At 64.6% G+C, this 24,306-nt stretch carries 25 protein-coding genes; 5 read left to right on the top strand and 20 right to left on the bottom strand.

The window, feature by feature from the left end:
- Positions 1–5: 5 nt before the first annotated feature.
- The 17 genes from AC5RU3_RS15195 to AC5RU3_RS15115 form a co-directional block, all read right to left on the bottom strand.
- Entirely contained in the window at positions 6–800 is a 795-nt protein-coding gene (locus AC5RU3_RS15195; RefSeq protein WP_309070600.1) for a TSUP family transporter, read from the bottom strand.
- Positions 801–810: 10 nt separating this feature from the next.
- Entirely contained in the window at positions 811–2,610 is a 1,800-nt protein-coding gene (locus AC5RU3_RS15190) for a proline--tRNA ligase (protein WP_493966091.1), read from the bottom strand.
- A 111-nt stretch (positions 2,611–2,721) separates the two neighbouring features.
- Complete coding sequence (locus AC5RU3_RS15185; RefSeq protein WP_493966090.1) at positions 2,722–3,498, bottom strand: hypothetical protein; 777 nt, start codon at positions 3,496–3,498, stop codon at positions 2,722–2,724.
- A gap of 43 nt (positions 3,499–3,541) precedes the next feature.
- Positions 3,542–4,321: a GNAT family N-acetyltransferase gene (locus AC5RU3_RS15180; RefSeq protein WP_493966089.1), complete on the bottom strand. Its 780-nt coding sequence runs from the start codon at positions 4,319–4,321 to the stop codon at positions 3,542–3,544.
- A 67-nt stretch (positions 4,322–4,388) separates the two neighbouring features.
- Positions 4,389–5,555, bottom strand: coding sequence for a flavodoxin-dependent (E)-4-hydroxy-3-methylbut-2-enyl-diphosphate synthase (ispG, locus tag AC5RU3_RS15175; protein WP_309070604.1), 1,167 nt, complete (start codon positions 5,553–5,555; stop codon positions 4,389–4,391).
- A 63-nt stretch (positions 5,556–5,618) separates the two neighbouring features.
- Positions 5,619–5,915 (bottom strand): YciI family protein, encoded by a 297-nt coding sequence (locus AC5RU3_RS15170; protein WP_309070605.1) that lies wholly within the window; start codon positions 5,913–5,915, stop codon positions 5,619–5,621.
- Positions 5,916–5,932: 17 nt separating this feature from the next.
- Complete coding sequence (locus AC5RU3_RS15165) at positions 5,933–6,367, bottom strand: hypothetical protein (RefSeq protein WP_493966088.1); 435 nt, start codon at positions 6,365–6,367, stop codon at positions 5,933–5,935.
- On the bottom strand, positions 6,367–6,987 hold the full coding sequence (locus tag AC5RU3_RS15160) for a MarR family transcriptional regulator (RefSeq protein WP_493966087.1): 621 nt from the start codon (positions 6,985–6,987) through the stop codon (positions 6,367–6,369). The genes AC5RU3_RS15165 and AC5RU3_RS15160 overlap by 1 nt, the downstream gene beginning before the upstream one ends.
- Positions 6,988–7,051: 64 nt before the next feature.
- Positions 7,052–8,401: a M50 family metallopeptidase gene (locus AC5RU3_RS15155; protein WP_493966086.1), complete on the bottom strand. Its 1,350-nt coding sequence runs from the start codon at positions 8,399–8,401 to the stop codon at positions 7,052–7,054.
- A gap of 28 nt (positions 8,402–8,429) precedes the next feature.
- Positions 8,430–9,635 (bottom strand): 1-deoxy-D-xylulose-5-phosphate reductoisomerase, encoded by a 1,206-nt coding sequence (gene dxr / locus AC5RU3_RS15150; RefSeq protein ID WP_493966085.1) that lies wholly within the window; start codon positions 9,633–9,635, stop codon positions 8,430–8,432.
- A 100-nt stretch (positions 9,636–9,735) separates the two neighbouring features.
- Entirely contained in the window at positions 9,736–10,548 is an 813-nt protein-coding gene (locus tag AC5RU3_RS15145) for an HpcH/HpaI aldolase/citrate lyase family protein (RefSeq protein WP_309070610.1), read from the bottom strand.
- Positions 10,541–11,068, bottom strand: a complete 528-nt coding sequence (locus AC5RU3_RS15140) for a MaoC family dehydratase (protein WP_309070611.1) — start codon at positions 11,066–11,068, stop codon at positions 10,541–10,543. Before AC5RU3_RS15140 ends, AC5RU3_RS15145 begins: the two co-directional genes overlap by 8 nt.
- A complete protein-coding gene (locus AC5RU3_RS15135) occupies positions 11,058–11,714 on the bottom strand; it encodes a CoA transferase subunit B (protein ID WP_458116848.1) in 657 nt (218 codons plus the stop codon). The genes AC5RU3_RS15140 and AC5RU3_RS15135 overlap by 11 nt, the downstream gene beginning before the upstream one ends.
- A gap of 2 nt (positions 11,715–11,716) precedes the next feature.
- On the bottom strand, positions 11,717–12,517 hold the full coding sequence (locus AC5RU3_RS15130; RefSeq protein ID WP_493966084.1) for a CoA transferase subunit A: 801 nt from the start codon (positions 12,515–12,517) through the stop codon (positions 11,717–11,719).
- A gap of 42 nt (positions 12,518–12,559) precedes the next feature.
- On the bottom strand, positions 12,560–13,720 hold the full coding sequence (locus AC5RU3_RS15125) for an acyl-CoA dehydrogenase family protein (RefSeq protein WP_309070614.1): 1,161 nt from the start codon (positions 13,718–13,720) through the stop codon (positions 12,560–12,562).
- A complete protein-coding gene (locus AC5RU3_RS15120; RefSeq protein ID WP_493966083.1) occupies positions 13,717–15,810 on the bottom strand; it encodes an acetyl/propionyl/methylcrotonyl-CoA carboxylase subunit alpha in 2,094 nt (697 codons plus the stop codon). Before AC5RU3_RS15120 ends, AC5RU3_RS15125 begins: the two co-directional genes overlap by 4 nt.
- 5 nt (positions 15,811–15,815) lie before the next feature.
- Positions 15,816–17,420 (bottom strand): carboxyl transferase domain-containing protein, encoded by a 1,605-nt coding sequence (locus AC5RU3_RS15115; protein ID WP_493966082.1) that lies wholly within the window; start codon positions 17,418–17,420, stop codon positions 15,816–15,818.
- 167 nt (positions 17,421–17,587) lie between these two features.
- Here AC5RU3_RS15115 and AC5RU3_RS15110 point away from each other — a divergent pair, with 167 nt between their 5' ends.
- Both AC5RU3_RS15110 and AC5RU3_RS15105 read left to right on the top strand, forming a co-directional pair.
- On the top strand, positions 17,588–18,202 hold the full coding sequence (locus AC5RU3_RS15110) for an SACE_7040 family transcriptional regulator (RefSeq protein WP_309070330.1): 615 nt from the start codon (positions 17,588–17,590) through the stop codon (positions 18,200–18,202).
- Between the two features lie 109 nt (positions 18,203–18,311).
- Positions 18,312–18,779, top strand: a complete 468-nt coding sequence (locus tag AC5RU3_RS15105) for a GNAT family N-acetyltransferase (protein WP_309070329.1) — start codon at positions 18,312–18,314, stop codon at positions 18,777–18,779.
- A 94-nt stretch (positions 18,780–18,873) separates the two neighbouring features.
- Here AC5RU3_RS15105 and AC5RU3_RS15100 read toward each other — a convergent pair whose 3' ends face one another.
- Genes AC5RU3_RS15100 through pdhA form a run of 3 tightly spaced genes read right to left on the bottom strand, consistent with a single transcriptional unit; the run spans position 18,874 to position 22,432 of the window.
- Positions 18,874–20,304 carry a dihydrolipoamide acetyltransferase family protein gene (locus AC5RU3_RS15100; protein WP_493966130.1) on the bottom strand — a complete coding sequence of 477 codons (1,431 nt, stop codon included), beginning with the start codon at positions 20,302–20,304 and terminating at the stop codon, positions 18,874–18,876.
- A complete protein-coding gene (locus tag AC5RU3_RS15095) occupies positions 20,301–21,317 on the bottom strand; it encodes an alpha-ketoacid dehydrogenase subunit beta (protein WP_493966081.1) in 1,017 nt (338 codons plus the stop codon). Before AC5RU3_RS15095 ends, AC5RU3_RS15100 begins: the two co-directional genes overlap by 4 nt.
- Positions 21,317–22,432 (bottom strand): pyruvate dehydrogenase (acetyl-transferring) E1 component subunit alpha, encoded by a 1,116-nt coding sequence (pdhA, locus tag AC5RU3_RS15090; protein WP_309070326.1) that lies wholly within the window; start codon positions 22,430–22,432, stop codon positions 21,317–21,319. Before pdhA ends, AC5RU3_RS15095 begins: the two co-directional genes overlap by 1 nt.
- 205 nt (positions 22,433–22,637) lie before the next feature.
- Between pdhA and AC5RU3_RS15085 the strand changes: the two genes are divergently transcribed.
- From AC5RU3_RS15085 to AC5RU3_RS15075, 3 genes are all read left to right on the top strand, one after another.
- A complete protein-coding gene (locus AC5RU3_RS15085; protein ID WP_309070325.1) occupies positions 22,638–23,108 on the top strand; it encodes an Lrp/AsnC family transcriptional regulator in 471 nt (156 codons plus the stop codon).
- Positions 23,109–23,214: 106 nt separating this feature from the next.
- Positions 23,215–23,631 (top strand): DUF4383 domain-containing protein, encoded by a 417-nt coding sequence (locus AC5RU3_RS15080; protein ID WP_309070324.1) that lies wholly within the window; start codon positions 23,215–23,217, stop codon positions 23,629–23,631.
- Positions 23,632–23,638: 7 nt separating this feature from the next.
- Positions 23,639–24,271: a hypothetical protein gene (locus tag AC5RU3_RS15075; RefSeq protein ID WP_309070323.1), complete on the top strand. Its 633-nt coding sequence runs from the start codon at positions 23,639–23,641 to the stop codon at positions 24,269–24,271.
- Positions 24,272–24,306: the final 35 nt, after the last annotated feature.

Genomic DNA, 24,306 nt, shown 5'->3' with positions numbered 1-24,306 from the left:
GTCACTCAGCGAATGTTCTCGACCCACACGTCATAGCCGAGCTTCAGGATGAGGGCTCCGACGACCACCAGGAACACCGCTCGGATGAAGGTACTGCCCTGGGTGATCGCCATCCGGGAACCGACATAGCCGCCAACCATATTAGCCAGGCCCAGGATCAGGCCGACGCCCCACAGCAGGGAGCCGTTGGGCAGGAAGAAGACCAACGCACCGAAGTTGGTGGCCATGTTCACGATCTTTGCCTTCGCGCTGGCGCCCAGGAAGCTGTATCCGAGCAGGGTGACCATTGCGATGATCAGGAATGAACCTGTGCCAGGTCCGATCAGACCGTCATAGAAGCCGATGACCAGCCCGATCGCGCCGGCCGTCCCGTAGTGCCGGTGACCGGTGTGCCTCAGCTTGGTGAGGGTGCCGACGGTCGGACGGAATGCGGTGAAGATGGCCACCGCCACCAGCGCAACGATGATGATGGGCTTGAACACCGACGCCGGAAGCGACGCCGCGAGGACAGCACCGCCGAAACTGCCGATGAGCGCGATGACCGCCATCGGCACCGCGGTCCGAAGATCCGGTCTCGCGCGCCGGAAGAAGGTGACGGCGCTCGTCGTCGTGCCGAAGATGGAACCCATCTTGTTCGTGGCCAAAGCCTGCACGGGGGTAATGCCCGGCACCATCAGCAGTGCGGGCAGCTGAATCAGCCCTCCGCCGCCCACCACGGCATCAACCCAACCGGCGGCGAAGCCCGCCACCACGACGAGCACGATTGTAGCCAGCTGGATTTCTTCCAGCCCGGACATCACCGTGGGAGCCTCAGGCGCGGGCGAGCGTCAGCAGATGCTCGACGACGTCTGCCACAGCTACATCCCCGCTCTCACCTGTTCGGCGGTCCTTGACCTCCACCTGGCCCTCAGCCAGCCCACGGCCGACGACGACGATGGTCGGAATACCGATCAATTCGGCATCGCCGAACTTCACGCCCGGAGATACCTTCTGCCGGTCGTCGTACAGAACGCTCAGGCCCCTGGCCTCCAGTTCGGCTGCCAGTTCCTCGGCGGCAGCGAAGATCTCAGAGCCCTTGCCCGTCGCGACGAGGTGGATATCTGCCGGTGCCACGTTGCGCGGCCAGATGATGCCCTTGTCATCGCGGTTGGATTCCACCAGCGCTGCCACTGCACGCGTGACGCCGACGCCGTAGGAGCCCATGGTGACCGTTGTCAGCTTGCCGTTCTGGTCAAGGACCTTCAGATGGAGCGCCTCAGCGTACTTCCGTCCGAGCTGGAAGATGTGTCCCATCTCGATTCCACGCTGTGCGCGGAGCGGACCGGAGCCATCCGGGGCTTCGTCACCTTCACGCACTTCAACTGATTCGATCACGCCGTCCCACGTGAAGTCACGGCCGGCAATGAGGCCGAAGACGTGCTTTCCCTGGACGTTTGCCCCGGTGACCCACGCGGTGCCGGAGACGACCCGCGGGTCGACCAGGAAGGGAAGGCCGGTAGCGCTCTTCGAGCCCAGCACCGCTGAATCGGGGCTGAGGCCCGGACCGATGTATCCCTTCACCAGCCCCGGGCGCTTTTTCAGGTCCTCGTCGGTGGCTGCCTCAACGGCAACCTCACCGCCGACAGACAGGTGGACGGCGATGTTGGCCTCAATACGCTTCAGGTCGACGTTCCGGTCGCCCGGGACTCCAACAACCACGAGCTCGCGCTCACCCGTGGGCAGAACTGCCGCGAGCACGACGTTCTTGAGGGTGTCAGCAGCAGTCCACGGGCGGTCCTCACGCGGCAGGACTGAGTTGGAGTGGTCGACCAGCGTCTCGATGGTCGGGGTATCAGGCGTGTCCCGTACCTCGGCGGCGGGCGCATCGGCGTAGTCAAGCTCGGCCGGCACCACCGTGGTGACGGCTTCGACGTTCGCCGCGTATCCGCCGTCGGACACCACGAAGGTGTCCTCTCCGATGTCGGAAGGATGCAGGAACTCCTCGCTGCGGGAGCCTCCCATCGCTCCGGCAGTGGCGGCTACCGGGATCACCTCAAGCCCGAGCCGGGCGAAGATCCGCAGGTAGGCCTCACGGTGCAGCTCGTAGCTGCGCTCGAGACCGGCGTCGTCGACATCGAAGGAGTAGGAGTCCTTCATGATGAATTCGCGTCCGCGGAGGAGCCCTGCCCGCGGCCGGGCCTCATCGCGGTATTTGGTCTGGATCTGGTAGAGGCTGAGCGGCAGGTCCTTGTAGGAGTTGTACAGGTCCTTGACGAGCAACGTGAACATTTCCTCGTGGGTGGGCGCCAGGAGATAGTCCGCATCCTTGCGGTCCTTCAGGCGGAAGATGCCCTCGCCGTATTCGGTCCAGCGGTTGGTGGCCTCGTAAGGCTCCTTGGGCAGCAGCGCAGGAAAGTGAACCTCCTGAGCGCCGATGGAATCCATCTCCTCGCGGATGATCGTCTCCACCCTGGCGAGGACTTTCAGTCCGAGCGGCAGCCAGCTGTAGATGCCCGGAGCGGCACGGCGGATGTAACCGGCGCGCAGCAGCAAGCGGTGGCTCGCCACCTCAGCTTCGGCGGGATCTTCGCGCAGCGTGCGCAGGAAAAGAGTGGAGAGTCGAAGGACCACGCTTGGAATCCGTTTCTTTGGCACTTTCTGCCGCGGATGAAGGGAGTACGGCGGCAGTAAACAACACCTACCAATCTAACCGGTCCGGCGGACTGTAAATGACACCGCAGTTCAGCGGAGCCGCAGCTCCGCCACGACCCGGTCAGTCAGCTTCTCCGCCCGGGCGACGTCGGCTTCCGGATCCGTTGAGCTCCCCACGAGCACGTCCACCACTGTGCTGCCCACCGCGGCCCTGACCGTGATTGACTGCTGGATGGTCCCGGGCACCTGGGCGGTGGTGCGCAGGGCCAGGGTTTCGTCTGCCGCGGTATTCGCTGAGATCTGCTCCACGGTCGTACGGACGGACTGGTTGGAGATGTCCATGGTGAACTCGGAGCAGGGACCCAACTGCTTCCGGCTCGCCTGCACCTGTGCACGCGCCGCCTCTGCCGACGCGAAACTCGACAGGCTGACGGTGTCGGGCTGCAGGGATGACTCCCCCGCAAAGGTCATCGCACCGCGGCTGGCCCTTTCCGACACGTCGGGACTTGATTCAATGTAGGCGTGGCACTCCTCGGGAGTCACCGTGATGCCCGCGACCTGTTGAGCGGCTTCCTTCTCGCGGGTGCGGATTTCTGCGTCCGGAATTACCTGGGCATTTAGGGATTCCGCCTCGTCCACAGCAGTGAGCACCCCAACCAGCTCCGCCGGGTCCAGCTGGGAACCGTCGCCGTCTTGCGACGCGCCGCCGGTACCGGGATCCGGCTGGCCCGTACCGGGCTCAGCGGAGGTTGCGGTGTTCGTGGGCGTCGATGATGCCGCCGGCTCTTCTTCGACCGGCGCGCCGGTGCAGGCGGCCAGCGCGAGGACAACGGCGAGTGCGACGCCGATGCGATGCGCGCTGGTCATGACAAGCCTTTCGCGGCGGGACTGGAGAGGAACGGACCGGAGGTCAGAAGAGGACGGTAGCGAAGAGACCTGACTGCCTGAATCCGACGGTCCTGTACAGCGCCAGTGCCCGGGAGTTGAAGTCGTTTACGTACAGGCTGGCGACCGGCGCCAGTTTGAGCGCCTCGTTCACGACGGCGGACATATAGCCTGCGCTAAGTCCCTGTCCGCGATACACCGGGTTGACCCAGACACCCTGGATCTGCGCTGTGCTGGCCGACACCGTTCCCAACTCCGCCTTGAAAATCACCTGCCCGTCGTCGTCGAAATCCACCAGCGAGTGGCGCCTGCGAATAAGGCTGGCCACCCGCCGTCGGTAGTGTTCCTCGCCTCCGATGTACGGGGAGTATCCCACCTCCTCTTCGAACATGGCCGCGCAGGCTGGAAGGATTCTCTCCAGCTCCTCACTTCGCGTGTGGCGGAGCGTCGGCGTCGGGCGAACGGGCGAGGGCTCACTGATCTCGAGCAGCGGCTGCTCGGCACGTACGTCGAACGGGTCGGGGCTGTAGGGACTGAAGGTGGACCAGATACCCATCACGCTCTCCGCCGGACCGAAGATGGAGGAAAACCGCCGTCCGCTTTCGCCGAGCAGCGTGCCCAGTGCCGCGGCGTCATCACCTGCCATCCCGATGGGGACCAGGTTGACTCCTGTCCAGCAGGCGGAAAGCATCCGGGAGCCGCGGAACGCCCCGATCACTTCCCCGCCGGACGACGACGGCGCGGCCGTGCCGGACGCCTCGAGGTGCGCGGCCATGAAAACGTTGGCCGTGCTGTCCGAGTTCACCAACTCCCAGAGAGGTGGGGTGTCCCTCCCCGTGAGAGTCCGAAAGGCTACTCCACTCGGGGACTGTCTACCGGACGGTAACCACGGGGCCACCCGAGCCAGCAGTTTCGCCATCGGCTTCGCCCATCTCTTCGGCAATCCTCATTGCTTCTTCAATGAGTGTCTCAACAATCTGGTCCTCAGGAACAGTCTTGATGACTTCTCCCTTGACGAAGATCTGGCCCTTGCCGTTTCCGGAAGCCACACCGAGGTCGGCTTCGCGTGCCTCACCCGGACCGTTGACCACGCAACCCATCACGGCAACTCGAAGGGGAATCTCCATACCCTCGAGACCGGCAGTCACCTGGTCGGCGAGGGTGTACACATCCACTTGGGCGCGGCCGCAGGAGGGACAGGACACAATTTCCAGCTTGCGCGGACGCAGGTTCAGCGACTGGAGGATCTGGTTTCCGACCTTGATTTCCTCAACGGGGGGTGCCGACAGGGAGACCCGGATGGTGTCACCGATTCCCTTGGAGAGCAACGCGCCGAAGGCTGTAGCGGACTTGATGGTGCCTTGGAACGCAGGCCCGGCTTCGGTGACCCCGAGGTGCAGCGGCCAGTCGCCCCGCTCAGCCAGCAGTTCGTAGGCCCTCACCATCACAACAGGGTCGTTGTGCTTGACCGAAATCTTGAAATCGTGGAAGTCGTGTTCCTCGAACAACGATGCTTCCCAGACAGCGGACTCGACGAGCGCCTCGGGGGTCGCCTTGCCGTACTTTTCCATCAACCGGGGGTCGAGCGAACCGGCGTTGACGCCGATGCGGATGGACGTGCCTGCAGCTTTGGCGGCGGCCGCGATTTCCTTCACCTGGTCGTCGAACTTCCGGATGTTTCCCGGGTTCACACGGACCGCGGCGCAGCCGGCGTCGATCGCGGCGAAGACGTACTTCGGCTGGAAGTGGATGTCAGCGATCACGGGGATCTGCGACTTCCTCGCGATGATGGGCAACGCTTCGGCATCGTCGGCAGACGGGCACGCCACGCGGACGATGTCGCAGCCCGACGCCGTCAGTTCAGCGATCTGCTGGAGCGTCGCGTTGATGTCGGTAGTGGGAGTAGTGGTCATCGACTGGACGCTGATCGGTGAGTCCGATCCAACGCCTACAGACCCCACCTTGATCTGGCGGGTTTTGCGCCGAGGCGCCAGGGTGGGCGGCGGAGCGGCGGGCATTCCGAGGTTGACCGAGGTCAAAGCATCCTCCAGGGATAGGTAAGGCTTGGTGGGGAGGGACGGACCCTGGGTGCGGCAGGCCGGCTACCGGTCCGCGTGCTCCGAGAGAACTCCGATGACGGGGTTCCACTGTGTTGTCTTGACCGCGGAGATGACGCCCGCGGTTGCGAAAGGATCCTGCTTCAGGAGGTCGCTCAGCTCAGCTTCGCTGCCTGCAACGAAGAGCAGCAGCGCCCCTGCGTTGTCTGCGAAGGGGCCGGATGCCAAGACGTTTCCCTTGCTGACCAGCTGGTTCAGCCATTCGCGGTGCGCGGGGCGATGCTCATCCCGGCTGGCTGCGGATTCGGCACCATACACGTACTCGACTGCAAAAACACTCATGTCTCCACCCTACGTGATCAGAGGAGATAGACCGCTGTGAGGCCCGCGACAGCGCACGCCCACAGCAGGGATGTCAGCGTCCCGATGATGAAACGTTCGGCGGCTGCAGGGGTTTCTTTGAGCTCCGCATAGCGCCCGAGACCTTTGATTGCCACGACGTAGGCAATAGCCACCGGCTCATTGAGGAGGATCGCCAGCGCCACACCGGTCCGTTCGAGGATGCCGATCACAAGTCCACCGCGAAGAACCCCCGGGGTGTCCGGAGCCGACTCGTGGAGAGCAACCTCGGCTTCCGGCGTCGACTCTACGTCAGTTGCGGAAACGTCCAATCCGGGGACGGACTGGTTCTGCTGCTCATCCACGGCCCGCGCGAGACGCAGGACGGCCAGCGTGATGGGTGAGCCCAGCAAGCCGGCAGCGAGCAGCGCCAGAAATCCCCACAAAATCTCCATTATTTTCTTCCCCCATCCGCGGCCGGGTGAACATTCCCCTCCGCCAGCTGCAACAATACTGCGGCAGCGGGACGAGCCGCCCATTCCTCAATCCATGCCGAGCGGGAGACCGCCTTACTCACTGCCTGGGGGCTGATGTCCAGCGCCCGGGCGACCGCCGACTGGCTTCCCCTCTGCTGGGGCTCAAGAAGGTCCAGGATGCGCCACTCCGCTTCGGACCGGTTCATGACGAATCGCCCGATGAGCGACAGCACACCTTCAGCTTCGGCGGCGCCGTGGCGGCCTTCCACCGCGAGCGGGGCGCGGTCCGCCGTCTTCTTGGCGCGTTCGACGGCGGCCCTCGCCGCGACGAAGGCGCTTCCGCGCCCCTCCCGCGGGCTTGCCGGTAAGGGAAGTTCCACGGTGCCGATGCCTATTCCCACGTACCATCCGCCGTCGCGCACGCACCGAAGGGTCGCTTCGACGACCGCCTCGGCTGATCCCAGGACACCCTGAATCTCATCGCCGACTGAGCGTTCGAAGGACACCTCCGAGGGCACGTCTTCGAGACAAGCCAGCAGGTCCGGGACCCGGTCCCCTGTGTGGGTGCTGTCGCGTTGGTCGATCGTCAGGACGTACATCGTTCAACCATAGGAGGTTGAATTACATAATTCAACCTAGAAAGGGTGAAATGTGAAATTCAACCTAGCCGAAGAGATTCACCGGCTTGACGATGTCTGCGTAGATCGAGAGGGCGCCCATGCCCATCAGCAGGACTGCGACGGCATACGTGACGGGCAGGAGCTTTGCCATATCAAACGGGCCCGGGTCCGGCCGTTTGAACAGTCTGGCAATACTCCGGCGCAGACCTTCCCACAAAGCTCCGGCGACATGGCCGCCGTCGAGCGGCAGGAGCGGGATCAGGTTGAACACGAACAGCGCAAGGTTCACGCCTCCCACCAGACCCACGAGCGTCGCCGCCCGGGCTTCGAAAGGAATTTCCTCCATGGCGGACACCTCGCCTGCAATACGCCCCACACCCACTACGCTGATGGGGCCCTCCGGATCGCGCGGCGCGTCAGAGAATGCGGCTTCAGCCACCTGAGCCACCCGCTGCGGCAGATTCAGTACGACCCCGGTCACCCGGACCAGGCTATCCCCCACCGCGGGCATGACCTCCGACGCCGGCTGCGGCACCAGTTCCTGCTGGGAGCCGACGCCGATGAAACCGACCTCCTGCATGACCGGTGTGCCGTCCGCGTTCAGGAGTGCCCTCCCATCGATGTCCGGAACGGGTCGTTCGGTCAGCAGGGGCTCGATCGTCGAACTGAAGGTCTCGCCGTCCCGCACATAGGTGATGGGTACCTCCCGGCCGGCAGCGTCGCGGATCCAGGAAGAAAGTTCCATCCAGCCGGTCACCTCGCGTCCGTCGAAGGTGACAATGCGGTCGCCCGGCTTCAGGCCCGCCTCAAACGCGGGCGCGGCCGGGTCTGCGGGTCCGCAGTCGGTCTGTCCGGTTTCCTGCTGCTGGTCGGCGGGCACAACGCATTGGTAGACCTCGGAAACTGTGGTGGTGGGCTGCGCGGACCCGAATCCCATGATGAGGATGGCGAACATGACAATGCCGATCAGCAGGTTCATCACCGGCCCACCGAGCATGATCACAATGCGCTTCCAGATGGGCAGCTTGTAGAAGACGCGGTTTTCATCGCCCGGACGAAGCTGCTCAGCGGCCGCCTGGCGGGCATCGGCCGCCAGTTGCTGGAACATTCCGGTGCTGGACTGACGGACCGCTGCACCGCCGTCGACCGTTTTCGCGGGCGGGAACATGCCGATCATGGAGACGTAGCCGCCCAGTGGGAGGGCCTTCACGCCGTACTCCGTCTCACCCCTGCGACGCGAGAAGATTGTGGGACCAAACCCGATCATGTACTGCGTAACGCGCACCCGAAAAAGCTTCGCGGGAACCAGGTGGCCCACTTCGTGCAGCGCGATGGACGCTGCAATGCCGACAGCCACGAACAGCACGCCGGCTATGAACAGCACAATGGTCACTCGTCAGTTCCTTCTTGGTGGTTGCATTTCAGTCCTGGAAGCCACAACGAATCCGCGCGCTGCGCCGTGCCCACGCCTCGGCGTCGAGTACGGACTCAAGGGTGACGTCGGAGTCGCTCGTGTGGCTTTCGACGACGGCGCGTACCGTATCCACGATGTCCGTGAAGCCGATCCGTCCGGCATGGAATGCCGTTACTGCCTCTTCGTTGGCGGCATTGTAGACCGCCATATGGGTCCCGCCGAGGGCCGAGGCGTCCTTCGCCAGTGCGACGGCCGGGAACGCTTCCTCATCCAGCGGTTCGAACGTCCACGAGGTTGCTTTCGTCCAGTCGCAGCCCGCGGCCGCTCCGCTCACCCGGTTCGGCCATCCGATGCCAAGGGCGATGGGCAACCGCATATCCGGCGGGGAGGCCTGGGCGAGAGTAGACCCGTCGATGAATTCGACCATCGAATGGACCACCGACTGGGGATGGACGACGACGTCAATACGGTCGAGGGGTACGTCGAACAGCAGGTGCGCTTCGATGACTTCGAGAGCCTTGTTGACCATCGTCGCCGAGTTGGTGGTCACCATGAGTCCCATGTCCCACGTGGGGTGCGCAAGAGCTTCCGCCGGGGTGACCGAGGACATTTGCACACGTGACCGGCCGCGGAATGGGCCTCCGGAGGCGGTGAGGACAAGCCGTTGCACTTCGTCGGCCGTGCCGGACCGCAGTGCCTGGGCGATCGCAGAGTGCTCGGAGTCGACGGGCACGATCTGCCCTGGGCGGGAGGCGTCCCGGACCAGCTGCCCACCGGCAATGAGTGACTCCTTGTTGGCCAGTGCCAGCAGGTGGCCTTGCCTCAGGGCTGCGAGGGTGGGTGCGAGCCCGATCGACCCGGTGATGGCATTGAGGACGACGTCGGCCTCCGGCCAGGCGGCAAGATGCGTTGAGGCATCGGGGCCGGCGAAGATCTCCGGCCGGTACGACGGCTTGCCGGAAGCGCGGGCGGCGTCGTCGATGGCGGTCTTGAGTTCTTCAGCGGAGGCGACTGCAGCCGCCACAACGGGGGCTTCGGTTTCCACGGCCTGTGCGGCCAGCAGCAACAGGTTCAATCCGCCGGCTGACAACCCGGCAACCGTGAAAAGCTCCGGTGACTGCGCGATGACATCGAGTGCCTGGGTGCCGATTGAGCCGGTGGATCCAAGAATGACGACGCGGCGCGGACCAGGCTGGGCTCGTGGGTACTCCATTCCTCCAGTATCGCGTACCCCTCCCGATGTGTTGACTTGGCAGGACACGTCCCTTTTGGCTCGCTCTTCGGGGTGTGTCCTGCCAACTCAACGCGGAAGGTCAGGTGCGCTGTGCCCGCCGCAGGGTCTGCTCGGCGTGGCGAAGGATGGGCCCGTCGACCATCTTGCCCCGGAACGTGAACACTCCGCCGTGGCGCTGCGCCTCGGCCAGCACGTCGCGAGCGAACTGCTCTTCCTCGGCCGAGGGACGGTACGCATCCCGAATGATCTGCACCTGACTGGGGTGGATGCACGCCTTCATACCGAATCCGGAGGCGACAGCGTCGCGTGCTTCCTCGGCAAGTCCGTCGACGTCCGGAATGTTGACGTAGACCGCGTCGACGGCCTGCTTGCCCGCTGCTGCAGCCGCCAGGAGCACAGTGGAGCGGGCGTGTCTGGCAATGTCGCGGTAGCCGCCGTCGTCCTTGCGGCTGGCGGTGCCGCCGAGCGAAGCCACCAGGTCCTCCGCTCCCCACATGAGGGCGACGACGTTGGGCTCCTCAGCCAGCTCGCTCGCTTTGAGCACGCCGCGTGCCGTCTCACACAGCGCAACGACGTGGAACCCGTTCAGCGCCCACAGGTCCTCGCCGCCTTCGGCTTTGGCCAACATGATCGTCCGGTACGCCGTCTCCCGGAGTGCCTGGAGGTCCAGTGCGAACTCGTGGCTCTGAGCGGGGTTGACTCGCACGATGGTCTTCGCCGGATCGAGCGGATGCGAAATCAACGCTTCGCGGGCCGCAGCCTTGCGGTCGGGAGCTACTGCGTCCTCCAGATCGAGGATGACTGCGTCAGCCCGTTCCGCCGCCTTGCTGTACCGCTCAGGCCGGTCACCGGGACAGAAGAGCAGGGCCGGGCCCATCGTGAAGTCAGTCATGGACGCCGTGCCCCTCTCCGTGCCCCTCTCCGCGCGCAGCTGAGGACCACATCAACACCGTCCGGGTGGCCAGGGCCACTACCTCGCCGTGCTGATTGCGTCCGGTGTGCTTCATGGTCACCAGTCCCTGCCCCGGACGGGACTTCGACGGACGCTTCTCCGTGATCTCGGTCTCCGTATACAGGGTGTCACCGTGGAACAGCGGTTTGGGAAACGAAACGTCCGTCAGACCCAACTGCGCCACGATTGTGCCCTGTGTCAGCTGGGCAACTGACTGCCCGACGACGGTGGCAAGGGTCAGCATCGAATTCACCAACCGCTGGCCGAACGGTTGCTCAGCGCTCCATGCCGCATCGAGGTGCAGCGCCTGGGTATTCATGGTCATGGTGGTGAACAGGACGTTGTCCGCCTCCGTGAGCGTCCTGCCCGGGCGGTGTGCATACACCACTCCGGTGTGCAGTTCGTCGTAGTAGAGCCCACGCTGCACGACGGATCGTGGTGCAGGACTCTCACTCGTCATCGAGGTCGACCTCCACCGGCGCACCCGTAACCGCCAGTACCTCATCGACACTCACTCCCGGAGCCGTCTCGCGGAGGACCAGCGTGCCGCCGTCGCGCTCGTGGTCGACATCGATCACCGCAAGGTCCGTGATGATGCGGTCCACACAGCCCTTGCCCGTCAGCGGAAGCGAGCAGCGCTGGACGATTTTGGGGTTCCCGTTGCGGTCGACGTGCTCCATCATGACGATCAGGCGCTTGGCTCCGAATACCAGGTCCATGGCGCCGCCCATGCCCTTGACCATCTTTCCCGGGATCATCCAGTTGGCCAGGTCGCCGTTGGCAGCAACCTCCATGGCACCCAGGACTGCGAGGTCGACGTGGCCGCCGCGCACCATCCCGAACGAGGACGCGGAGTCGAAGAAGGCCGAGCCCTTGTTGACGGTGACGGTCTCCTTTCCTGCGTTGATCAGGTCCGGATCCAACTGGTCCTCTGTGGGGTAAGGCCCGACGCCGAGAATCCCGTTCTCGGAGTGAAGCACCACTTCCACTCCGGCGGGGATGTAGTTGGGGATCAGGGTGGGCATACCGATGCCCAAGTTGACGTACTGCCCGTTCTCCAGTTCCTGCGCCACCCGGGCGGCGAGTTCATTCCGTGTCAGCGCCATGATCAAAGCTCCTTCGCCTGGCTGGAGGTTTCCGCGGGGGCGGACGACGCAGGGTCGAGGGACACTGTCCGCTTCTCGATCCGCTTTTCAATGTTCGGTGTGTGGACTACCCGCTGCACGAAGATACCCGGCGTGTGAATGTGTTCCGGATCCAGTTCACCCGGCTCCACCAGTTCCTCCACCTCGGCGATGGTGATCCTGCCTGCCTGCGCACACAGCGGGTTGAAGTTCATGGCAGTTGCGTGGAAGACGAGATTGCCGTGACGGTCGCCCTTCCAGGCGTGCACCAGCGCGAAGTCGGGATTTACTGACTCCTCCAGCACGTAGTCCTGTCCGCCGAATTCCCGCACTTCCTTGGGTGCTGACGCAATGGCGATGTTGCCGGCGTCGTCATACTTCTGCGGCAGGCCGCCTTCGCTCACCTGTGTGCCCACGCCGGCCGTCGTATAGAAGGCGGGGATGCCCGCCCCGCCGGCGCGCAGCTTCTCCGCAAGCGTTCCCTGGGGGGTCAGGACCACCTCGAGTTCGCCGGCAAGGTACTGCCGGGCGAACTCCTTGTTCTCGCCGACGTAGGAGCTGATGGTGCGCCGGAGACGATGGTCATCAAGCAGTTTGCCGAGGCCCCAGCCGTCCACTCCGCAGTTGTTGCTGATGGTCTCAAGCTCCTTGGTCCCCTGTTCATGCAGCGCGTCAATCAGCGCTACCGGAATCCCACAGAGTCCGAACCCGCCAACGGCCAGGGACGCTCCATCCGGAATGTCCGCTACGGCCTCGGCTGCTGAGGCGACGACTTTGTCTATCACTGCTTCTCCCTTACAAATCGATCAGCTCGGTGAGCTGGGTGGTCAGAGTCCGAGCTCGCGGGCGATGAGCATCAGCTGCACCTCGGTGGTTCCTTCTCCGACCTCAAGGATCTTCGAGTCACGATAGTGGCGGGACACCGTGAACTCATTGATGAACCCGTATCCGCCGAAAATCTGCGTGGCGTCACGGGCGTTATCCATCGCTGCCTCGCCTGCGACCAGCTTAGCGATGGACGCCTGCGTCTTGAACGGCTTGCCTGCCAGCATCCGGGCAGCGGCGTCGTAATAGGCGAGGCGCGCGGTATGGGCCCTCGCCTGCATCCGCGCAATCTTGAACTGGATGGACTGGTAGGCACCGATATTGCTGCCGAAGGCCTGGCGTTCCTTGGCGTACCGGATTGACTCCTCGACGCAGCCCTGGGCGGCACCGGTAGCGAGGGCAGCGATTGCGATGCGGCCCTCGTCGAGAATCTGGAGGAAGTTCGCGTAACCGCGGCCGCGGGTGCCGAGGAGGTTCGCTTCCGGGACGCGGACGTCCTTCAGGGTCAGTGGGTGCGTATCTGATGCGTTCCAGCCGACCTTGTTGTATGCCTTTTCGGCGGTGAATCCTGGCGTATCGGTCGGCACGAGAAGGGTGGAAATTTCCTTCTTCACCGTGCCGTCGTCGCGCGTGGAGGTATCGGTGACTGCTGTCACGGTCACCAGACGGGTGATGTCGGTGCCCGAGTTGGTAATGAACTCCTTGGTGCCGTTGATCACCCACTCGCCGTCAATCAGTTTCGCGTTGGTCTTGGTTCCGGAGGCATCCGAGCCGGCCTCCGACTCGGTCAGGCCGAAACCGGCGAGCGCTTCACCGCTCGTCAGCATGGGCAGCCACTGCTGCTTCTGCTCTTCGGTCCCGAAGCGGTACACCGGCATTGCTCCAAGCGACACTCCTGCCTCGAGCGTGATGGCCACGGACTGGTCCACCCGCGCCAGCTGCTCAAGCGCGAGGCACAGGGCGAAGTAGTCGCCGTCCATGCCGCCGTACTGTTCGGGGAACGGGAGGCCGAAGAGTCCCAGTTCTCCCATCTGGGCGATCACCTTGTATGGGAAGCTGTGCTCTTCGTCGTGTTTGGCGGAGACCGGCGCTACGACCTGGTCTGCGAACTCCCGGACGGTATCAACAAGGTCCTGGTATTCCTCGCTCAGTTCAAAGTTCATGACTGGGGATCTTCCTGTTCTGGAGGGACGGGACCGGCGGCAGGATCTTCTGCGTCGCCGGACGGTACGGGGTGAATGCGGGCAACAACCTGGTTCGCCGACACGAGGTCGCCCGGGCTGAGGGAGATGGCGACCGTTCCGGTGACGGCGGCGGTCAGCTGGTGCTCCATCTTCATCGCTTCGACCGTGACAAGGACCTGGCCCTCCGTCACGGGATCGCCGTCGGTGACATTCACGGTGATGACCGTTCCCGGCATCGGCGAGCGCACCTCGGGGTCGGCCGCGCCCTCAGACCGCGAGACGGCTGCCAACTGCGCCTGCAGGACTTCCTCGCGTGTCAGCAGGCGAACGGGCTGGGACCAGCCGGCGTCGGTCAGCCAGAGCGTTGACCCGGCCCGAACCAGGCGCGTGTCCAACGTGACGCCGTCGACCACGGCGCGGGGAGCCCCACCGCTCGCAGGGGCAGGCAGTCGGGACACCTCGAAACGACTTCCGCCCACAGTGACGAGGCTTCGCTCGCCATCCCGTGTGATCGGGACGGTCTGCGGTGCTGAGCCTGCCACCTGGAGCTGGACCGGAGTAGGGGCGTGGACCCCTCCGAGCCGCCAGCCGTCGCCGGTGTGCCAGGGAGAGCCGGCACGACGGCGCGCGCCTCGGGTCACGCTTTCTGCAGCGAGTACGACGGCGGCCGCAGCCAACTCAGCACCGGCCGCCGTCCGGAAGGAGAGCCCTGGAAGCTTCCGCTCGATCAGGGTGGTGTCGAGTCTGCCGGCGCGGACGTCGTCGTCGTTGATGAGCAACCGCAGGTACTCGATGTTGGTGCGCAGTCCCGCGACCCTTGTCTGTGCAAGGGCACGGTCGAGGCGGTCAAGTGCCTGCGCGCGGGAATCAGCCCACGCGATGACCTTTGAGAGCATCGGATCGTAGGTCGGTGAGATCTCCAGCCCCGGCAGCAGGGCGCTGTCCACACGGATGCCTTCGCCGTGCGGTTCTGCGAGGTCGACGACGGTGCCCGCCGACGGAAGGAATCCGGCTTCCGCATCCTCCGCGTACACCCGCGCCTCCACGGCGTGGCCGGTGAGCACGACGTCGTCCTGCGCGAGCGTGAGCTTCTCATCCGCCGCGATGCGCACCTGCCACTCGACCAGGTCCACACCAGTGACCATTTCGGTGACGGGATGTTCCACCTGCAGCCTCGTGTTCATCTCCATGAAGAAGAACTCGTCGGGTGCGTCGTCGGACACGAGGAACTCCACGGTGCCGGCACCCACATAGTCGACACTGCGGGCCGCGTTGCAGGCCGCTTCACCGATGCGGACGCGCGTTGCCTCGTCAAGCAGAGGTGAGGGTGCTTCCTCGATGACCTTCTGGTGCCTGCGCTGGAGCGAGCACTCCCGCTCCCCCAAATGAATGACGTTGCCGTAGGTGTCGGCGAGCACCTGCACCTCGATGTGCCGCGGGCTGCGGATCAGCCGCTCAAGGAACAGCGTGTCGTCGCCGAAAGCCGAAGCAGCCACCCGGCGTGCCGTCTGCAGGCTGCTCCGGAGGTCCTCCGGGCGGTCCACGGCGTGCATTCCCTTGCCGCCCCCGCCGGCGGAGGGCTTGATGAGCAGCGGGTAGCCCACGTGTTCGGCGGCTTCAACGAGATCGTCATCGCTGAGCCCGGGTTCGGCGATTCCGGGAACCACCGGCACGCCGAACCCGCTGACGTGGTTCTTGGACCGGATCTTGTCGCCCATGACGTTCAGGGCGTGGACGCGGGGGCCGATGAAGGCGATCCCTGCCTCCTCAAGGGCGCGGGCGAAGGCCTGGTTCTCGCTCAGGAACCCGTAGCCGGGATGCACCGCCCGCGCACCGGTCCCCTCGCAGGCGGCGACAATCGCCTCGATGTTGAGGTAACTCTGTGCCGGTGAAGCGGGACCGATCCGTACCGCCTGATCCGCCTCACGAACGTGGCGGGCATCGGCGTCGGCGTCGCTGTACACCGCGACCGAGCGGATGCCGAGGGCCCGCAGCGTCCGGATCACCCGGCACGCAATCTCACCTCGATTGGCAACGAGGACAGTGTTGAAAAGTGCTGTGTCTGTCATGCGGATCACATCCTGAAGAGGCCGAAGGAGGTGTCCGGCAACGGTGCGTTGGCGCAGACATCGAGGGCGAGGCCGAGGACGCGGCGGGTGTCTGCAGGGTCGATGATGCCGTCGTCCCAGAGCCGCGCCGTGGAGTAATAGGGGCTCCCCTGCGCTTCGTACTGCTCACGAATGGGTGCCTTGAACGCTTCTTCATCCTCGGTGCTCCACTGCTCACCGCGCGCCTCGATCTGGTCGCGCTTCACGGTGGCCAGCACTGAGGACGCCTGGTTGCCGCCCATGACGGAGATGCGGCTGGCAGGCCACATCCAGAGGAACCGCGGCGAGTACGCCCGCCCGCACATGGAGTAGTTTCCCGCCCCGAAGGAACCGCCGACGACGACGGTCAGCTTCGGTACGCGGCAGGTCGCCACCGCGGTGACCATCTTCGCTCCGTGCTTCGCGATGCCGCCGGCCTCGTAGTCACGGCCTACCATGAAGCCCGACAGGTTCTGAAGGAAGATCAGCGGAATGCCCCGTTGATCGCACAGTTCGATAAAGTGCGCACCCTTCAGGGCGGACTCCCCGAAGAGAACGCCGTTGTTCGCGACAATGCCGACCGGGTGCCCGTGCAGCGTGGCGAAGCCCGTCACGAGCGTGGTGCCGTACTCCTTCTTGAACTCGTGGAAGCGGCTGCCGTCGACGATGCGCGCGATGATTTCCCTCGCGTCGTAGGGCGCGTTGACATCGAGCGGCACAGCCCCGTAGAGGCTCTCCATGTCCACCCGGGGCTCTTCGGATTCCCCGGGTGTCCAGGCAGGGTCCGGGACGGGGAGCGTCGAGACGATATCCCGAACGATCTCCAGGGCGTGCTGGTCGTTCTCGGCGAGATGGTCGACGACGCCGGAAGTCTTCGCATGCACGTCGCCGCCGCCAAGCTCCTCCGCCGTGACGATTTCACCGATCGCAGCCTTCACCAGCGGCGGACCGCCGAGGAAGATGGTCCCCTGGTTCCGGACAATGACGGTTTCATCGCTCATGGCCGGAACGTAGGCGCCGCCGGCCGTGCAGGAGCCCATCACCGCGGCGATCTGCGGGATCTTCCGGGCGGACATCGTGGCCTGGTTATAGAAGATGCGTCCGAAGTGCTCCCGGTCGGGAAACACCTCGTCCTGCTTCGGCAGGAACGCTCCGCCGGAATCCACCAGGTACACGCACGGAAGGTTGTTCTCCAGAGCGATTTCCTGCGCCCGGAGGTGCTTCTTGACGGTCATCGGATAGTACGTGCCGCCCTTGACCGTTGCGTCATTCGAGATCACCAGGACGTGCCGTCCGTGAATCAGCCCGATCCCGGCGATGACTCCGGCGCCGGCACTCTCATCGTTGTACATTCCGTTGGCGGCCAGCGGGGCGATTTCGAGGAACGGGCTGCCGGGATCCAGCAGATGGTCGATGCGGTCCCTCGGCAGCAGCTTGCCGCGGCTGACATGGCGTTCCCGCGAGTGCTCCGGCCCGCCGAGAGCCGTCTGCGCGAGGCGTTTGCGAAGCTCATCGGCGAGCGCCCGCTGACCCGCGTGGTTCTGACGGAACGCCTCGGCGTTCGGGTCAAGGCGCGATGCCAGGGTCTCCATTGACGTCCTTCCGGTCGGCGCACGGGTGTCCAGAACCCATGGACGCAATCAGTTAGCGGGGATTAACTCAAATTTAGGTTAGTAGCTATTAACTAAACTGTCCACCAGAATGGAGGCGTCCCACTCCCCGTTCACTTCACGATGACAGTCCGTCACGAAAGGAAGGCATGGACGCTCCAGCTCCCACGCGGCTGACCGGCCGCAGCCTGGCCAAAGCGTCCCGGCGCGCAGCCTTGCTGGATGCTGCCGCACAGCTTTTTGCCGAGCGTGGCTACAACGGGGTGTCCATTGAGGATCTCGGTGCGGCGGCCGGAGTCAGCGGGCCGGCGGTCTACCGTCACTTCAGCGGCAAACCTGCGGTCCTTGCTGCGCTGCTCGCCGGAGTCAGCCAGGACCTGCTCGAGGGTGGACGTGCGGTTGTTGCGGAAAGCCCGAGCCCGGAGCAGGCTTTGCGCGGGCTGATCGAGTTCCAGGTGGACTTCGCCCTGCGCAATGCAAACGTCATCCGGGTACAGGACCGGGATCTCAGTTCGCTGGCCGACGACGACCAGGAAACGGTGCGGTCGCTTCAGCGCAACTACGTCGAGGTCTGGGTTGACGCCCTTTCGGCGCTGGCCCGTAATCAGGACAGAACGCACCTGCGCCGGAAGGCGCACGCCGCGTTCGGACTGATCAACTCCACCCCGCACTCCACTCACCGCCGGCGCAGCAGTAAGGACACCGCTGAACTGCGTCAGTTACTCGAGGAAATGGCGTGGGCCGCCCTGAGCGTGAAGGCGTAAGTCCGCGAAGGGCACCGACGCGCTACGTCCTAGTACGCTGATGGAGAGCACACTCCGTGCACCCAGAACTTTGTGTAAGTACCGTGTTCCGCCTACCTGAAAGCTTCCAGTGATTACGCTACGCGCCGTTGAACCTTCCGACCTGGACGAATTCTTTTCCCATCAGCTGGACCCCAGCGCCAACCACATGGCCGCTTTCAGCGCCAAGAACCCTTCGGACCGGGGTGTCTTCAACCATCACTGGCAGAACATCCTGAATGATCCCACCGTGACCGTCCGCACCATCGTCGCTGACGACGCCGTGGTGGGCAGCATCCTGGCTTACCGGGACGGCGACGTCCCCGAGATCAGCTACTGGATCGACAAGGCACGCTGGGGGCAGGGAATTACGACGGCGGCAGTCGGCCTCTTCCTCGAGGAGTTCACCGAGCGCCCGCTGCGGGCACGCGCTGTCGCCGACAACACGAACTCGATCCGCATCCTTGAGCGCTACGGTTTCACCCAGATCGGGGAGACCCAGGGCTTCGCCAACGCCCGCGGAGCGGTTGTGAAGGAACTCCTGCTCGAACTGCGCTAGCGGAAGTTTCACTAGCAGAAGTTTCGTGCAGCTCCGGTGCCCCTACAGCGTTCAGGGCAGCGGAGCTGCACGTAGCTCACGATGAGTGGACCGGCTAAACCATGGTCAGAACCATGCCCGGGTCCCGCAGGATCGTGCCGATATCGGCCAGGAAGCGTGAGCCCTGTTCGCCGTCCACCAGCCGGTGGTCGAAGGACAGACTGAGGGTCATCACCTGCCGGAGGGCAATCTCATCCTTGTACTCCCATGGCATCTTGCGGACAGACCCCATGGCCAGGATCGCCGCTTCCCCAGGGTTGAGGATGGGCGTGCCGGCGTCGATACCGAACACTCCAACATTGGTGATGGAGATCGTTCCGCCGGAAAGGTCCGCCGGACCCGTCTTGCCGGCGCGTGCTGTCTCGGTCAATTCCGTCAGCGCCTCAGCCAGCTCCCGCAGGCCCAGTTCGTGGGCGTCCTTGATATTCGGAACCATCAATCCGCGCGGTGTCGCCGCCGCAATACCCAGATTCACGTAGTGGTGTTGCACGATTTCCTGCGCCGCCTCATCCCACCGGGAATTCAGGGTCGGGTTACGGTCGAGCGCGATGCACAGCGCCTTCGCCACCAGAGCCAGCGGCGTGATGCGGACATCGGCGAAGGCCCTGCTCGCCTTGAGACGTCCCAGGAGCTCCATTGACGCGGTGACGTCCACCGTCAGGAACTCGGTGACGTGCGGAGCGGTGAAGGCGCTGGCCACCATGGCGGCAGCAGTGTGCTTGCGCACTCCCCTGATCGGCGTCCGGGTTACGCGCTCGCCGCCGGTGCCCGACGACGGCGGTGCCTCGGCGGTGATCTGCCTGCTGGCTGGAGCGTTTCCCTGCTGCGCAGCAAGGACATCTTCGCGAACTATCAGTCCGTTCGGCCCGCTGCCGGTCAGTCCCGTCAGGTCGATACCGAGGTCCCGGGCGAGCTTCCGCACCGGCGGTGTTGACCGCGGACGCTCCCGCGGCGCATCCGCAACAGCAGGAGCAGGAGCCGGAGCCGGAGCCGGAGCCGGTGGCGGCGTAACCGCTGGTTCGGTTGATATAGCAGGAGCAGAAGCGGCCGGAGCGGCGGCGTCAATAGTGGTGGCTGGTACCGCTGCGCCGGCACGCCGGGCTCGCCGTGCGGGCCGACCCGACTTCTCGACCGCTGCGCCGTAGCCGACGAGGTTCGGCTCGCGCCTGGGCGGCTCGGCGGGCTCGGACCTGCTCTGGTCCGGGCCATCGGTGGCCGGTGCGTCACCACCCGCACCGGGCACATCGAAGGAGACGATCGGCGCGCCGACCTCCACCACGGTGCCGGGCTGCTCATGGAGTTTCGCGACGACGCCCGCGTAGGGCGACGGCAGTTCGACGACCGCTTTCGCGGTCTCGACATCGGCGATCACCTGGTTGAGTTCCACCGTGTCGCCTACCGCGACGTGCCAGGCAACTATTTCCGACTCGGTGAGGCCTTCACCGAGGTCGGGCAGTCGGAATTCCTTGATCACCGGTGCCACTATCCTTCCAGTCCGTTGTGCGAGCTCAAGGAATTGGGCCGCCCGAGGGCGCGGTCCACTCCGTCCAGTATCCGGTCAAGGTCCGGCAGATGGTGGAACTCCACCTTGGAGTAGGGGTACGGGATGTCGAACCCGGTCACGCGGACCGGCGCGTGCTCGAGATGGTAGAAACAGCGCTCCGTGATGCTGGCGGCGATCTCCGCGCCAAGCCCGCCCGACTGGGCGGCTTCATGGGTGATGACCAGCCGTCCGGTCTTCCGGACCGATTTCTCCACGGTCCCGAAATCGATGGGCGCAAGGGAACGAAGGTCTATCACCTCGATCGAGATCCCGTCGTCGGACGCTGCGATCGCGGCGTCCCGCGCCGTCGGCACGAGCGGCCCATAGGTTACGAGCGTGACATCGCTGCCCTCGGTCACCACGCGGGCGTCGTTCATGCTTGTGGAGCTGAGATCGACGCTCTCGTCGACCTCCCCCTTCACGTGGTAACGACGCTTCGGCTCGAAGTAGAGCACGGGATCATCGCTCGCGATGGCCTGCTGAATCATCACGTAGGCATCCTGCGGGTTCGAAACGCTGACCACGCGGAGTCCCGAGGTGTGGGTGAAGTATGCCTCGGGTGATTCGGAGTGGTGTTCGGGAGACCCGATCCCACCGCCGAAGGGCACACGGATGGTGAGCGGAACCTTCACCGCTCCCTTCGTCCGATAGTGCAGCTTGGCCACCTGGCACACGATCTGGTCAAATGCCGGGTAGATGAACCCGTCGAACTGGATCTCGACGACGGGACGGTAGCCCCGGTAGGCCAGGCCCACAGCCGTGCCCATGATCCCGGATTCGGCAAGCGGCGTGTCGAGGACGCGGTGCGGGCCGAAGTCCTTCTGCAGTCCGTCAGTGATGCGGAAGACGCCCCCGAGCTTTCCGATGTCCTCCCCCATGAGTACAACCTTGGGATCGTTATCCATGGCGCGTCGAAGCCCGGCGTTGATGGCACGCCCGAATGTCATGGTGGACATCAGCGGCCCCCTTCCTCAGAAGATCCGAATGAAGTCAGGTACTGCTCGTAATGGTCCTGCTGCCGCTCAAGCCATGAGTTGGGTTCACTGTAGACATGCTTGAACACGTCGAGAGCTGCCGGCTCCGGCATGGAGATGCATCCCTCACGCAGCCGCGCCGCAACCTCATCCGCTGTGGCCTTGACTGCGTCGCTGACTTCGGCGGGTAGGAGGCCCTCGGAATCAAGCAGCCCGGCGAGGCGCGCAATGGGGTCCTTGGCGGCCCAGTCCTCAAGTTCATTCGCGTCCCGGTATCGGGTGGGATCGTCCGCGGTGGTGTGCGGGCCCATCCTGTAGGTCACCGCTTCGATGAAGGTCGGGCCGCCGCCCGTCCTCGCCCGGTCAAGCGCCTCCCGTGTGACGGCAAGGCAGGCGAGCACGTCATTGCCGTCAACGCGAACGGACGGGATACCGAACCCCGGTGCGCGGCGCGCAATCGGCACATGCGCCTGCAAACGGACCGGCTCCGAGATGGCCCACTGATTGTTCTGGCAGAAGAAGATGACCGGTGCCTGGTAGCTGGCCGCGAACACCATTGCTTCATTGACATCGCCCTGACTGGTGGCACCGTCACCGAAGTAGGTGACAGCGACCGAGTCGGCGCCGTCTGTGAGGATGCCCATGGCATAACCGGTGGCATGCAGGGTCTGCGCTCCGATGATCACCTGGGGCGTGGCCATATTGATGGCGTAAGGATCCCAGCCCGAGGAGGCGTTCCCGCGCCAGACCCGGAGAAGATCCGTCAGGTCAACACCGCGGCAGTACGCCACGCCGTTCTCACGGTAGCTGGAGAACACAAAATCGTCCTCACGAAGGGCTCGACCCGAACCGATCTGCGCTGCTTCCTGACCAAGGAGCGGCGGCCAGAGCGCGAGCTCACCCTGCCTCTGGAGCGCGGTGGCTTCGGCGTCGATCCGCCGGATGACGACCATGTCCTCATACAGGGCCTGCAGGGCAGCCCCATCAACATCTGCAACCCAGGGGTCGTACGCGGCGTTTGAACGGCGCTCCCCGTTGGGCGTAATCAGCTGGATCAGCTCATCCCGCGTGGCATCCGTCTGGTCGTTCGAAGGCACGTTCACCCATCCTTAAGTCTTGCGGCGTCGGCGGTCGGCGCGCTCCCACGAACCCAAGGCCGAACGGCGCTGGAAAGAGCCAAGGCACCGTTGCCTGAGGTTTACTGTGACGATACTCACGTGGACCAGCCAGCACAACCGATCTGCCTTTCACTGAGCATTCTGCTCTATTTCACGACTCCAGCTCGTGCTACCGTTGCGCACTATGCAGCCCCTTGACGCGACCGACTCGAGGCTCCTGCTCGCGCTTGCACGGGACTCCCGCAGGACGGTCGTGGCCCTCGCCCAGAAACTCGGCCTGTCACGCAACACAGTGCAGGCGCGAATGACCCGCCTCGAGAAAAACTCGACTTTCCTCTCCTTCGAGCGCCGCATCAATCCGACCGCGCTCGGCTACCCCCTGACAGCGTTTATCCACGTCCATGTGGACCAGCGGAAGCTGGCCCCCATCACCGAACAGCTGGCCGGCATCCCCGAAGTGCTGGAAGCCCACGGGTTGACCGGGCAGGCGGACATCCTGGTCCGCGTTGTCTCGGTTGATGCCGAAGACCTCTTCCGCATCAACGGAAAAATCCTGGCGTGCGACGGCGTGGAGCGCTGTGATACCTCCCTTGCCATGCACGAGCTGATTCCCTACCGCATGGAACCTTTGCTGCAGCGGGGTTCGGAGGAGTAGTCCCGGTTCCGGAAGATCAGGGGAAATAACCATCCGTAACGCCGACAGACCCGAATGGTGAGCAGAACTCCATTACCGGAGCGCACATCTAAGGAAAGGCATCATCATGGGCACCTCCCCCAACCGTCTCCTCGCAACCGTCTTCGGCGCGGTCTACCTCCTGGTCGGCATCCTCGGTTTCTTCGTCACGTCCGGGGTGGGATTCTTCGCCACCGAAGGCAACACGCTGATCATCTTCGAAGTCAATCCCCTCCACAACATCATTCACCTGGCTATCGGTGCAGCACTTCTGCTCGCCGGCCTGAAGTCGGTCAGCGCCGCCAAGGGAGTCAACACCACCGTCGGCGCCGTCTACCTCCTGGTCGGTATCCTCGGGCTTTTCCTGGTGGGCACCTCGCTCAACATCATCGCCCTCAACGGTGCAGATAACGTCCTGCACCTCGCAAGCGCCGTGCTCCTGCTCGGCGTGGGCCTGTCGCAGGACAAGCAGGTTCACACCGCACGCACCCGCGCACACGCGTAATTGACCGATGACCGTCACCGGTATTGAAGCGCGGGTTCTGCCGGCTCTTCAACAGCGCGCTGACGGGCAGGGTTCCCGGGACGAGGTACTCCGCCTGCTTACCGGCTTCGCTGCCCTGGGTTCGGGGATGACCTTTTTTGCCCTGGCAGCTGATTCGATCCTGGCTCGCGGTGGTCCGGGGTCCCTTCTGTTGGGTGGCGCCGTCGGACTGTGGGCGCTTTCGCTCACCGCGTGGGGCATCGTCACCCTGCGCGGGGGGCACGGTGCCGGTCGGCCGGCGAGGTTACTTACGCTGTCCGTGCCCGTCGCGCTTCCCGCGGCTGCCGCCGTCGTCCTGGCTGTCCTCAGCTGGAGCGCACTGTTGGCTCCTGCCGGCAGCCGTGAGCTTGACCTGACGCTGGTGTCGGCCCTGGCACTGGTGCTCCTGCAGCTCGGTTGTCTGGGAACCCTGCGCCGGCGTTCCGGACGTCAAGGCCGGCCGGCCTCGCCCGGAAAGCTCCTCGCCGGGCTCTTCTTCTCCGCCGTCCTGGTCGCGGGAATTACGACGCCGGGACTCGCCGCATCGACGGCAGGTGAGCACGCAGTGCCGCACGGCCAACATGGTTCGGTGCCGGTTCCTGCGGACCACCCGGACCATTAGTCCCAGCGGCACGGATAGGTGCAACACAACGGGCC

It is taken from the genome of Arthrobacter sp. MDB1-55, assembly GCF_059092925.1.
The sequence above is the reverse complement of the archived record's forward strand: the minus strand, read 5'-3'. Positions and strand labels throughout refer to the sequence as shown.

What these genes read in the sequence shown, in the direction of transcription:
- AC5RU3_RS15120 (WP_493966083.1), bottom strand. Translation starts at nt 15,810, where the DNA reads ATGACAGACACAGCACTTTTCAACACTGTCCTCGTTGCCAATCGAGGT.
- AC5RU3_RS15075 (WP_309070323.1), top strand. Translation starts at nt 23,639, where the DNA reads ATGACCGTCACCGGTATTGAAGCGCGGGTTCTGCCGGCTCTTCAACAG.
- AC5RU3_RS15160 (WP_493966087.1), bottom strand. Translation starts at nt 6,987, where the DNA reads ATGTACGTCCTGACGATCGACCAACGCGACAGCACCCACACAGGGGAC.
- AC5RU3_RS15145 (WP_309070610.1), bottom strand. Translation starts at nt 10,548, where the DNA reads ATGACTGACTTCACGATGGGCCCGGCCCTGCTCTTCTGTCCCGGTGAC.
- AC5RU3_RS15185 (WP_493966090.1), bottom strand. Translation starts at nt 3,498, where the DNA reads ATGACCAGCGCGCATCGCATCGGCGTCGCACTCGCCGTTGTCCTCGCG.
- AC5RU3_RS15080 (WP_309070324.1), top strand. Translation starts at nt 23,215, where the DNA reads ATGGGCACCTCCCCCAACCGTCTCCTCGCAACCGTCTTCGGCGCGGTC.
- AC5RU3_RS15095 (WP_493966081.1), bottom strand. Translation starts at nt 21,317, where the DNA reads ATGTCCACCATGACATTCGGGCGTGCCATCAACGCCGGGCTTCGACGC.
- AC5RU3_RS15165 (WP_493966088.1), bottom strand. Translation starts at nt 6,367, where the DNA reads ATGGAGATTTTGTGGGGATTTCTGGCGCTGCTCGCTGCCGGCTTGCTG.
- AC5RU3_RS15125 (WP_309070614.1), bottom strand. Translation starts at nt 13,720, where the DNA reads ATGAACTTTGAACTGAGCGAGGAATACCAGGACCTTGTTGATACCGTC.
- AC5RU3_RS15085 (WP_309070325.1), top strand. Translation starts at nt 22,638, where the DNA reads ATGCAGCCCCTTGACGCGACCGACTCGAGGCTCCTGCTCGCGCTTGCA.
- AC5RU3_RS15140 (WP_309070611.1), bottom strand. Translation starts at nt 11,068, where the DNA reads ATGACGAGTGAGAGTCCTGCACCACGATCCGTCGTGCAGCGTGGGCTC.
- AC5RU3_RS15170 (WP_309070605.1), bottom strand. Translation starts at nt 5,915, where the DNA reads ATGAGTGTTTTTGCAGTCGAGTACGTGTATGGTGCCGAATCCGCAGCC.
- AC5RU3_RS15110 (WP_309070330.1), top strand. Translation starts at nt 17,588, where the DNA reads ATGGACGCTCCAGCTCCCACGCGGCTGACCGGCCGCAGCCTGGCCAAA.
- dxr (WP_493966085.1), bottom strand. Translation starts at nt 9,635, where the DNA reads ATGGAGTACCCACGAGCCCAGCCTGGTCCGCGCCGCGTCGTCATTCTT.
- AC5RU3_RS15135 (WP_458116848.1), bottom strand. Translation starts at nt 11,714, where the DNA reads ATGGCGCTGACACGGAATGAACTCGCCGCCCGGGTGGCGCAGGAACTG.
- AC5RU3_RS15115 (WP_493966082.1), bottom strand. Translation starts at nt 17,420, where the DNA reads ATGGAGACCCTGGCATCGCGCCTTGACCCGAACGCCGAGGCGTTCCGT.